This window comes from Nostoc sp. (genome assembly GCF_036917355.1).
Lineage (GTDB): Bacteria > Cyanobacteriota > Cyanobacteriia > Cyanobacteriales > Nostocaceae > Nostoc.
Genome location: NZ_JBALDP010000060.1, coordinates 1 through 10638, shown reverse-complemented (window position 1 = coordinate 10638; position 10638 = coordinate 1). Strand labels below are relative to the sequence as shown.

General features: G+C 40.5%; 8 protein-coding genes. 2 read left to right on the top strand and 6 right to left on the bottom strand.

Features of this window, described 5'->3' with window-relative positions; genetic code table 11:
- Window positions 1–371: 371 nt before the first annotated feature.
- The 5 genes from V7K53_RS17265 to V7K53_RS17245 all read right to left on the bottom strand — a co-directional run bounded on the left by V7K53_RS17265 (window position 372) and on the right by V7K53_RS17245 (window position 7509).
- On the bottom strand, window positions 372–1142 hold the full coding sequence (locus tag V7K53_RS17265; protein WP_335198702.1) for a hypothetical protein: 771 nt from the start codon (window positions 1140–1142) through the stop codon (window positions 372–374).
- A gap of 627 nt (window positions 1143–1769) precedes the next feature.
- Window positions 1770–4511 (bottom strand): GAF domain-containing sensor histidine kinase, encoded by a 2742-nt coding sequence (locus tag V7K53_RS17260; protein ID WP_335198701.1) that lies wholly within the window; start codon window positions 4509–4511, stop codon window positions 1770–1772.
- 556 nt (window positions 4512–5067) lie between these two features.
- Window positions 5068–5538, bottom strand: coding sequence for an N-glycosidase (locus V7K53_RS17255; protein WP_335198700.1), 471 nt, complete (start codon window positions 5536–5538; stop codon window positions 5068–5070).
- A 253-nt stretch (window positions 5539–5791) separates the two neighbouring features.
- Window positions 5792–6565, bottom strand: coding sequence for an SDR family oxidoreductase (locus tag V7K53_RS17250; protein ID WP_335198698.1), 774 nt, complete (start codon window positions 6563–6565; stop codon window positions 5792–5794).
- 104 nt (window positions 6566–6669) lie between these two features.
- A complete protein-coding gene (locus V7K53_RS17245; RefSeq protein WP_335198697.1) occupies window positions 6670–7509 on the bottom strand; it encodes a nuclear transport factor 2 family protein in 840 nt (279 codons plus the stop codon).
- An 84-nt stretch (window positions 7510–7593) separates the two neighbouring features.
- On the opposite strand from V7K53_RS17245, the gene murG reads away from it, so the two are divergent.
- The gene (gene murG / locus V7K53_RS17240; RefSeq protein ID WP_335198696.1) at window positions 7594–8667 is read left to right on the top strand and encodes an undecaprenyldiphospho-muramoylpentapeptide beta-N-acetylglucosaminyltransferase; all 1074 of its coding nucleotides are present in this window, start codon (window positions 7594–7596) and stop codon (window positions 8665–8667) included.
- 25 nt (window positions 8668–8692) lie between these two features.
- Complete coding sequence (locus tag V7K53_RS17235) at window positions 8693–9982, top strand: hypothetical protein (protein ID WP_335198695.1); 1290 nt, start codon at window positions 8693–8695, stop codon at window positions 9980–9982.
- Between the two features lie 23 nt (window positions 9983–10005).
- On the opposite strand, the gene V7K53_RS17230 is transcribed toward V7K53_RS17235, so the two are convergent.
- Entirely contained in the window at window positions 10006–10371 is a 366-nt protein-coding gene (locus tag V7K53_RS17230) for a VOC family protein (RefSeq protein ID WP_335198694.1), read from the bottom strand.
- Window positions 10372–10638: the final 267 nt, after the last annotated feature.

The following is a 10638-nucleotide window of genomic DNA, read 5'->3' as shown; positions in this document are numbered from 1 at the left end:
GGTTCAACTCTGGTGATTCTGCTAATAGGGGGTCTGTGTTCAAGCACACCCCTTATTTTTTTCTTGAGGCACAAGCTATTTAGTCTAAACTCCAGTTAAAAAAGCCCTCTTGTTAAAAAGAGCATTGGGAGCATCTCAATGAGTGTAAAAACACGCCTGTCCTGGCGAATGGAATAGAGCCTCCGGCACGCTGACGCGAACGCGGCTATACAAACAAAACCTACCTCCGTGGGTTTCTAAATTCTTTGAGTCCGCGTAGGCGGACTTCGTTTGTGTAGCCACGATTTCTAATCGCCTGGTATATTTGCTAAATTTTGTAAAGTATAAACTGAGAATAAAAAACAGCCAGCAAGTCTGACTGGGAAATAAGGTCAAAAAAACAATTTGAATCGTGCTAGCTGGTTTTTAATCGTCTCTGTCAGGATTTTATTTAGTTCTGTAGTGTCTTGGAATTGCAAAATTTGCTGTGTCGGTAAGTCGAAGGGAAATTCACCTTCAAAATCTGGGCGTTGCATTTGCGCTAGTAGAATCTGTTCAGACTTCTTACTTTGGATGGCATAGCCAATCTCAATACAGACATTCGGACTAGGAATTAATTGGGAGGTTTCTTTACCATCAATACTAGCGATGGGCGTGGTGTCAGCTATAAATAACAAACTCTTACGGATTTTCCGCATGATTGTGCGGTTAATTCGGAAAGTAGCACCGCTAGGACGAGAGGATTCTATTAATGTTAGGGGAAGACGCGATCGCAAGTTTAAATTGTCTAAACTTTTTCGCAGTTCTTCTTTGAGAATATTCGTCGCTGCGCCATACTCAGTTTGATAGGATAAAAAAATCGTTGGTTCTAACTGAGCCAACACCGCCTGCTTGGTGAAATAAATTTCATGACTAATTAAGTCAATGTTAGAGACGCAATAGCCCCCACTACCTTCAATATAAAATTCAATATTTTCCCCTTCTAAATAGCGCCCAAACCAAGTTGATTTCTTAACTTCGTCACTGTCTTCCAAAAAGTCTGCTCGCAATGCTGATTTCAGCAAGCTTTTTTTGCTTAAGCGAATGTCTGGCGGACGTTTTTCCAGTTCTGGAATCGGCTCATAATCCTGTAGATACCACGCTCTGAGCGCAATTATTGACATAAGGCGCTATTTTAACTATTTCTCGCTATTCAACTTCGTATAATCTTACACCCAGAGGAGTCTCTATTTCAGGCTTCTCTTTAAACACAACAACACCCAAGCCTCTACTCCCTGAACTATCTCCTCTCTTTATCGATCGTAGTTAGGGATATACTAACTTTCATTGCTTTTGTAAACAAGTAATGAAAATCAGTTACAGTGCCCCCTAATCTTCCACATTTGAGGAAATAGCAGTTTTCGTGTTGGGTGTTGCTGTATTTTGACGAGACAGATGTAAGTTAAACAGCGTCTTATACCTCTTACTAACATTTCAAATGCAGCTGTTATATCTGCCACGAGAAGCTTGTTTCTTCGCTTCAACTATTAGACTATCACTTGTAGCTGGGAGGGATTTATTTTGCAACTAAACTTTACTTTTAAATGATTTTTAATCAAATTCAATATATTGCACAGCCTGGATCGCTGATAGCTATTTATTTAGCTTATATGTTAAGAAAATTATCATCTATCTTGTGGATGAATTTAAAAATTGCTCAGTCAATTTTTAAGTTTTGAAACTAACAATTGACATTGGTCAATAACCAATAGTGATTCTTCGCCTGCGTCCTCATCCCCCACTTCCTATTGCTAGTTAACTATTTTGGCTGGAGGCTTGACAGGAATCTCAATCCAGAACTCTGTACCTTTGCCAGGTTCTGAAATACACTCCATTATTCCCCCATGTTTTTCGACAATAATCTGATAGCTGATTGCTAGTCCCAATCCTGTACCTTTGCCCACAGGCTTGGTAGTATAAAACGGGTCAAAAATTCGCTTTTTCACGTCTTCAGTCATTCCGGGCCCGTTGTCAGTAATCCGAATTAAAAGGCGAGAGTTGTCCGCTGAGACTTTAGTGGAAATCTGGATAGTTGGAATTGAGCATGAGTTATTCTCCTTATCACCCCGATCCCGCCACTCCCGACGCCCTACTTCCAAAGCATCTATGGCATTGCTGAAAATATTCATGAATACCTGATTCATTTGACCGGCATAGCATTCCACCCGTGGGATGTTGCCATAATCTTTAATTATCTCAATGCGTGGAAATTCAGCATTTCCTTTCAGCCGATGTTGCAAAATTAATAAGGTGTTGTCAATGCCTTCATGCAGGTCAACTCGCTTGTTTTCAGACTCGTCCAAGCGAGAAAAATTGCGTAACGATAGCACTATTGAGCGGATGCGATCGGTTCCTACTTGCATTGAGGTCATGATTTTTGGGAGGTCTTCTACCAAAAATTCAAAATCGATCGCTTCGATCGCGGCTTTAATTTCACTATGGGGATGGGGATAGTGTAGCTGGTAGAGACGTAAAATTTCTAGCAGTTGTTCAGTGTAATCACTGGCGTGGCACAGATTACCGTAAATAAAGTTAACGGGGTTATTGATTTCGTGGGCGACACCCGCCACCAACTGTCCTAAGCCGGACATTTTTTCGGTCTGAATCAATCTTGTCTGTGTTTCTTGGAGTTCATGTAGGGTCTGCTCTAACTGAATAGCTTGATTTCTGGCTTCAGTTTCGGCCTCAGAGGTTTGTTCGTAGAGTTGTGCTTGTTGAATAGCGATCGCAGCCTGATCTGCCACCTGCTGCAATAAATCAATTTCTATATCCTGCCAATTTCTGGGAGCCTCACACTCATGGGCAATTAGTAAGCCCCATAGTTCCATGCCCATATTAATCGGAACTATTAAGTTTGCTTGAATTTGCAGACTCTGCAAAAACTCTCGATGACAATCACTTAAAGAAGCCGTTGAAACGTTGTTAATTGCCCTTACCCTACCCTGACAGTATAGACGTGTATACTCATCAGGAAAACATTCTGGTGGTGCATTCACTCCCAAAACTGACTGCCAATTGCCATTAATTTCTTCTACAATTACCGATTGAGTCTTTAGGTAGAAAATCAGCACTCGGTCGGAATTTAGTAGGGGACGGACTTCCCGAACTATGGATTGCAGAGTTGCCTGCAAGTCCAATGTGCGGCGAATATGCTCTGTGACTTGCTTGATGACTTTGGTAAACAGTAATGATTTTTCGAGTTCAGCGGTTTGCTCTTGCACCCGCAGTTCTAGGTTGGCATTCAGAGATTGCACCTGTTTATACATTTGCTGCTGCTGAATTGCCATTGAGAAATGATCGTATAAGGCTTGTGCCAAAAAGATGTCTTCCAACTTCCACTCAGGTGCTTGCCCTTTTTTCTGCTCTCGCCAAACCTCAAAGGAAAGCTGGGGTAAAAGTTGTCGCCGATTTTGTTCGCATCGTCCCGCCCACAAAATTTCCGTTTCAAATTCAGAGCGAAAAATACTTAATACACCGATAAATTTTTCGCGGTAATGTAGGGGAATCACCATAAGTCCGCGAATTTGAGTAGAACGGAATGCTAAAGCCAAAACTCGCAAACGTGGTTCTTTATAGAGGTCAGTAGTTGCCCAAATATTACCTTGTTGAAACTCAGCCATCCAGTTTTGCCAGATGGGATGCTGTTCGATAATACTGTTATCTAACTCGTAGGAGAGTGTCGGTTGGTCGCCCCAGGTGTACAACTCTTGAGTCTCTGCAATGTAAAGCCTGCCACCGACTCCACAGAAGGCAGTAATAACTTCTTCTAGCGCTCCTTGTAATTGGATTGTCGGCAGTTTGTGCAATAGTGTGGTGACTCGATTAATAGTAGCTTCTCGCTTTTGCTTGGCGCGGGCTTCAGTGAGTAGATTACTTTGAGCGATCGCGATCGCTACCTGGTCAGCAACTTGCTGCAATACTTTTAGTTGCCGCTTCAAAATCTTTTGCGGTTCACTGTGGTGAGCTACCAACAATCCCCACAATTTAGGCTTTGCCAATTGTTCTTGTGGGTCGCAATCTAAAATGGGTATTACCAAGGAAGACTGCACACCCATTGCTTTTAGGTATTGAATATGGCACTGGTCTACTTGCCGATAGTAGATATTAGTTTCTAGACGTTTGCCAGTTTCTTTTGACTGTAGAGGCGATAGCCCGATCTTCTCATTTGCCACATCGACAATCGAACGTTGCCCCACTAACAAAAACATCTCTCTAGCGGCTTCTGGAATATCATCAGCTGGGAAGCGTTGACCTAATAAGGATGGCAGACGTTGCTCGTGAATAGATTCTGCAATGACTTCACCACTACAATCAGCATCAAAGCGATACATTTTCACCCGATCTGCACCCAAAAATAAACGCACTTCGCTAACAGTTGTCGTTAATATCTCTTGAAGATCGAGCGATCGCCTGATCTGTTTTGTCATCCGGTGCAGTAAATTTCCTTGGTCAAAGCTTTGCTGCAACTCGTTTGGTTTATCCCTAAGTGTCATTGCTTATATACACCATGACTGAAGTATAATTTTTTTTTATATATTTGTCCCCGATCAAAATTTTCAACTTAAAATGCTTTGACGATCATCCTATTTCAATAAATTCTTGCTACTAATGCATTTCTTAGGGCATACATGTATTACAAATATTTTTGGAAATGGATTAGAGGATGTTTGAAAAGTAACAGATATTTTGCTTGTTCCCTGTAGCCCTTGTAAAGTGGATTTAGGGAGACATAAAACCGCTGTATCATTCAATACTTTTCAACTATCATTTCAAGTCTAAAGTTAAGAAATTTTTTATCATTGACATTTACTAATTTTATATTCTCAATCATTAAACTATTCCAGTAATTTTACTTAATTTAGAACTGGAATAATTTCTTGAAATTAAAAATATTTTTTTAACATTTTTGCCCATTAATTCAATTAATTAAAATTTCTTCAAAGCAATAACTCAATTATTAGTAATTTTTTAAAATATTTTTGACTGGGGAATTTGACTATTCCCCGTTTAATTGCTGACTTTATGTTGAATGTAACTATTTTGATTAAATTATTCGTAAATTACCGTTAAAGATAGTAAATTACGAATTTCTTCACGCACACTCATGAGAGTTTTACCGAGATGGTTTTGACCGCTTTTATTAGCACCACAGCCCCAAAAAGAATCGGTTGGGGAGTTTTCAACCAAAATCTCATCACCTGTCTTCAGGAGAACTTCTCTGATATCAGTATGAGTAAGAAACTTTTTGAGTACAGCTTCTCGCATAATTTGAGTTTTAACCAAATCCCAGTCTCGACGGAGTTGGCGGGTGCTACATCTTCCCAAAGTGGCAGCTTCTTCTGGGGTGGCAGCAGCATGGATGAGAGGTATAATTGCCGCATCCCTGCTGCCTACAAACTTTTGCGCTTGATAATAATGCTCAACCGTTGGCCAGTAAGCACCCTCGATGTGGATTCCGTGGAGAGAAAAGTTAGAAAAACAGCCATAAGGCTGCCAAACCTTATAAAAGTAAATGGTCATTTGAAAATTGCTCTTTTATATATATATCAATTTCACTCTAGCTGAGTAGGTAAAGCCTTAACAAACTCTCTAGACGTAAACTGAAACATCAACTGTAAGACTTTTAATATTTGGTGAAATTAAATATGCGTTATCCAGAACCATTGTAGAGATGTAGCACTACTACGTCTCTACATTTTTCCTACCAAATGTCTCTTGAGTAGAGTAAGTAGCAGGGGTAAGCTTTTTTAGAATGGGATGAGATGGGTTACTTTTATGTTCGTCGGTTAACTAGGGTAGCACTAGCTTGGTCAACAGGCATTAGCACAACTTCATTAATATTGACATGGGGCGATCGCGTCACACAGAAAAATATCACATCAGCCACATCATCTGCTGTTAGGGGTGTAACTCCTTGGTAGACTTTGTTGGCGCGTTCAGTATTTCCGTGAAAGCGTACTTCGCTAAATTCCGTTTCTACCATACCAGGATCGACGGAAGTTACACGTACCTTTGTTCCTAATAGGTCTTGTTTTAAACCTTCAGAAATAGCTCTGACAGCAGCTTTGGTAGCACAGTAGACATTACCACCGGGATAGGTTTGATGTCCGGCGATGGAACCTAAATTTACCACATGACCGCGATCGCGGCTTACCATTCCCGGAACGACATAGCGGGAGACGTAAAGTAAACCTTTAACGTTAGTATCAATCATGTCTTCCCAGTCTTGAAAGCTGGCTTCGTGTAACTTGTCTAAACCACGACTCAAGCCAGCATTATTAATGAGAATATCGATGTCAGACCAGGCAGAAGGTAGAGTCGCAATGGCGGATTCAACAGCATTGCGATCGCGCACATCTAGTTGTAGTAAATGAATTTCAGTACTAAAATCTTTACTCAGAGTATCTGCTAGCTGCTGCAAACGTTCTAACCGTCGTGCTGCTAAAATCAGTTTTGCACCCGCACCAGCAAAGATTTTTGCACAAGCAGTACCAATACCACTACTTGCACCAGTAATCAAAATAATTTGACTTTGTAGGGAAATCATTAGGATAGTTAGGAGTGAGGAGTTAACAGTTATGAATTATGAATTAGCACAAGTTTCATCGTTCATAATTTATCATCAGTCGGTCTCTAACTCCTAACTCCTAACTACTTCTTCACCACTTGCAAGCGCTGAGTTACCATAGTCATCCCATTACCTCGCAGGATGACAGCAGAAACCCATTGGCTACCTGGAGTAGACGGTGCTTGTCCCGTTTTGAACAGTCCGCCAGATGTCAGTAATTCTAAATCCACGGGTGTAGGGTTAAGAAATTTATCTGGTTGGATAGATTCTTCCAGCGCCGTTCCTAGTAGAAAATCATCCCCAAGTGGCTCTTGGACGATGGCATCAAAATTATACTTCTGACCGACTTGCACTTGCTGTGGTAATTTAATATCAATTTGGGGCGGGTTGCTGCCAGAGGTAAGTAGAGTACGTTCGGACAAGATGTCTTGGCGAACTATTTTTCCACCTTCAATGCGCTGACGCGATTTAATCGTGGCATTGAGAGCTAACTTCTTACCATTACCGGAGGGTAAGCCAGTTATCTTCGTTTCTGTTTCAGCAATAATCCCATTGGCTTCAGGTTTTGAAGATAGCAGTTTCGTGCTGTATTGCAATTTCGGATATCGTTGCCAAAGTGAAGTCAAAGACTTTTCCAGGGTTTGGAGGTTTAATCCATCACCATGAGTGAAATTGGGACTGTAAAATTGCAACACTCCTCTGACATCGCCTCGGCTAGCAGCGCTATCAACTTGTGTCAACAGGTTTTTCAGATCGGCTGGTGCATTTTGGGCTGTTGTGGCTTGGGATAATTGCTGTGGTGTTGCAGCCTGAGTGCGTTGCCAACCGCTTGTTAAGCCAATGGTCAGTAGGAACGAAACCAGCCAGATATTTGCTGGAAATTTGAGTTGTCGTCTCACTAAGGCGGTAATAATGTTAGTCATTGGTAAGAATTTACTGATTTGATTAGAGAAAGTAAGCAAATTGTTTTATCTTAGTTAAGCTAGACGCTAAACGGTAGAGGTTTGATGGCAAACGCACCGATACGATTATTAATAGCTGCCAGTGGGACTGGTGGACATTTGTTTCCAGCGATCGCCCTGGCGCAAAAACTTCCAGATTATCAAATAGAATGGCTGGGAGTACCCGATCGGCTAGAAACTCAACTTGTCCCCAAACAGTATCCCTTGAATACTATTGCAGTTGAAGGGTTTCAGCAAGGGTTTGGACTTTCCTCGATTCGCATTTTGGGTAAACTCGCCCTTTCGATTCTAGAAGTCAGACGAATTCTCAAACAGGGAAATTTTCAAGGGGTGTTTACCACAGGGGGTTACATTGCCGGGCCAGCCGTCATTGCGGCGCGTTCCCTTGGTTTACCCGTGGTTTTCCACGAATCTAACGCCTTACCAGGTAAAGTAACTCGCTTTTTTGGCCCTTGGTGTAGTGCGGTAGCCTTGGGATTTGAAGTAGCTGCTAAGTATTTACCTCGTGCCAAAAATGTCTATGTTGGTACTCCCGTAAGAGCGCAATTTCTTGATGGGGCAATGAATGCACCACTGGATTTAGCTATTCCTGATGGTGTGCCTTTAATTGTTGTTTTTGGTGGTAGCCAGGGTGCAGTTGCAGTAAATAAGTTGGTGCGTGAATCTGCAAAAGCTTGGTTTGATGCTGGTATTTATGTAGTACATTTAACTGGCGATCGCGATCCCGAAGCAAATAGTCTCAAACATCCACAGTATATAGCCTTACCTTTTTACAACAATATGGCAGCGTTGTTACAACGAGCAACTCTTGCGATTAGTCGTTCTGGCGCAGGTAGCTTAACAGAATTGGCAGTGTGTGGAACGCCAGCGATTTTGATTCCTTATCCTTTTGCCGCAGAAGACCATCAATCTTACAATGCAGATGTATTTACAAAAGCGGGTGCAGCGTTAACGTTGAAGCAATCTGAGTTGACGACTGAAGTATTGCAAAATAATGTGTTGAATTTATTGCAGTCACCGCAAGAGTTAGCAAATATGGGGGATAAAGCAAAGGCGATCGCAGTTCCTGATAGTGCCGACAAGTTGGCACAGTTAGTGCGTGAGGTGATAGAAAAATAACGTTGATTATTTAGTATTAAAGAATATGTTATTTAGCAAAAAATTCCGTTTTACAGTAGGTTGTGCTGCCTTATTACTTGTCAGTTTAGCAAGTAATTATCTATATACCTACTCAAAAACTAAACAACTAGCTCAAGAATATCACTCATTTACTCAACAAGAAAATTCTGCCCTACTTCAATCACAGATTTCTTTGACTTCAAATAAAGCTACCGATCTACTTAACTCAAACTTTCAAAATGCTTTTTCATCTCGACAGAATTTGTTAGCAGCATCTGCACCTTATCCAGTTGTTGATGAGTTCAAAAAATATAAATTTAACATTAATGGCAACCAGATTGCTACTCCAGGAAAACTGCCAAATAGTAAGGTTAAATTAAATCAAGGAGATTTATTAACCGTTCTCGTTAATACTAGAAAATATTTTCAAGATTATGCTTCCCAAGACCCAGATATTATGCGTACAGGAGTGCTTGCCACTCAAGGAGTTACTCTAGCAGATGTCCTCAAAACTTTAGATTTCATGATTGCTGTTTTGAAGGAGGATATTGCTAATAATCGGGCTACTCGTTTACAAGACTCTAATTTTATTAATACTAATTTTCAAGTTATTAAATGGTCTGCCTACAACCCCAAAAGTAAACAGCAAAAACAATTACGAATCACCAAATACGCTGTATTTACTCACCCTGGTTCCCGCAAGAAAACCTCTACTTTTAATATACCAATTTATAGCTTAAAAGACAACTCTAATAACGATAAGTTCTACACTCGATACACAAAGCAAGATGTTTTATCTGGTATTTATGAACCAGGTGGTAAAGAATTTGGAAAAGTTAATACTCTTGCGTATCTAACCAGAAATGGCTTAGAAGAAGCAATTATGGAAGGAACAATCCTGATTAATTTTACAGATGGTTATAAGGCATTTTTTAATGTAGATAGAAACAACGGAATGGCTTATATCCGCGGATTAAAGGCAACAGCACAAAAGCGTTATTGGTATTTTAGAGAAGTTGATGCTATTAAAGGCTATGGATACAAAATAGATGCCAAAATTTCTATCAAACCCGAAGTTACTTTTGCTGGAGATGTTTTAAATATCGGTTTAGGTAAGGTGATTGTGATTGAGCATACTCAAGGTGGACGCAAACATCTGCAAATGGGAGTCATCGCCGATACAGGCGGAGCATTTTTACCCAATCTTTATCAGCTCGATTTTTTGGCAGGTATTTTTAAGAATAAAACAGAATTTGGGCAGAATATCAGCCAATTACCGGACTATGCCACAGCATATTTTTTAGTCAAGAAGTAATGCATTGACCTGATATCAAAAATCTATGCACGGGTTAACAATTCTAAGTTGTGGCCATCGGAATCGTAGAAATAGAAGCCACGACCTTCCTTTCTGTGGTTAATTTGTCCTTTATTCTGATGCATGGGGTCGCTACTATATTCAATACCTGCCTCTTTGATGCGTGCAAAAATTGCATCAAATTCTTCATCACTGACATGGAACGCATAATGATGTTGCTCAAACGCTTCAGCGTCGGCAAAGTCAAGCGTGAGTTGATCGTTTATATGCACAGCAGCGAAGTGACCAACGGGAAGCTCGACCTCTAAACCGAAAATTTTTGCAAAGAACCTCGCGGATGCTTCTTTGTCATGTGCAGGCACTATGGTGTGATTTAAAGTAATTGTCATGTCACACCTTCCCTCCTAATTTTGGTAGTAATCCATATCAACTCTCGATTGCAGAGTCGATAACAACAATGTTCCTTTCTATTTTATCTTTTGGGCGCTAACACCAGAGTAAATATATCTAAATCCTGTGTTCAATAATATTGTGAACAACTGCAAACACTAAAGCTCAAGCTTAAATAAGCAAAGCTGATAACTCGTATCAGGTTTCCTGTAGTAATAAAACTTGATTAAAAATTGTAAAGCAGTGTAAAGTAGTTTCACAGGCGA

What these genes read in the sequence shown, in the direction of transcription:
- V7K53_RS17235 (WP_335198695.1), top strand. Translation starts at nt 8,693, where the DNA reads ATGTTATTTAGCAAAAAATTCCGTTTTACAGTAGGTTGTGCTGCCTTA.
- V7K53_RS17260 (WP_335198701.1), bottom strand. Translation starts at nt 4,511, where the DNA reads ATGACACTTAGGGATAAACCAAACGAGTTGCAGCAAAGCTTTGACCAA.
- V7K53_RS17255 (WP_335198700.1), bottom strand. Translation starts at nt 5,538, where the DNA reads ATGACCATTTACTTTTATAAGGTTTGGCAGCCTTATGGCTGTTTTTCT.
- V7K53_RS17250 (WP_335198698.1), bottom strand. Translation starts at nt 6,565, where the DNA reads ATGATTTCCCTACAAAGTCAAATTATTTTGATTACTGGTGCAAGTAGT.
- V7K53_RS17245 (WP_335198697.1), bottom strand. Translation starts at nt 7,509, where the DNA reads ATGACTAACATTATTACCGCCTTAGTGAGACGACAACTCAAATTTCCA.
- murG (WP_335198696.1), top strand. Translation starts at nt 7,594, where the DNA reads ATGGCAAACGCACCGATACGATTATTAATAGCTGCCAGTGGGACTGGT.
- V7K53_RS17265 (WP_335198702.1), bottom strand. Translation starts at nt 1,142, where the DNA reads ATGTCAATAATTGCGCTCAGAGCGTGGTATCTACAGGATTATGAGCCG.
- V7K53_RS17230 (WP_335198694.1), bottom strand. Translation starts at nt 10,371, where the DNA reads ATGACAATTACTTTAAATCACACCATAGTGCCTGCACATGACAAAGAA.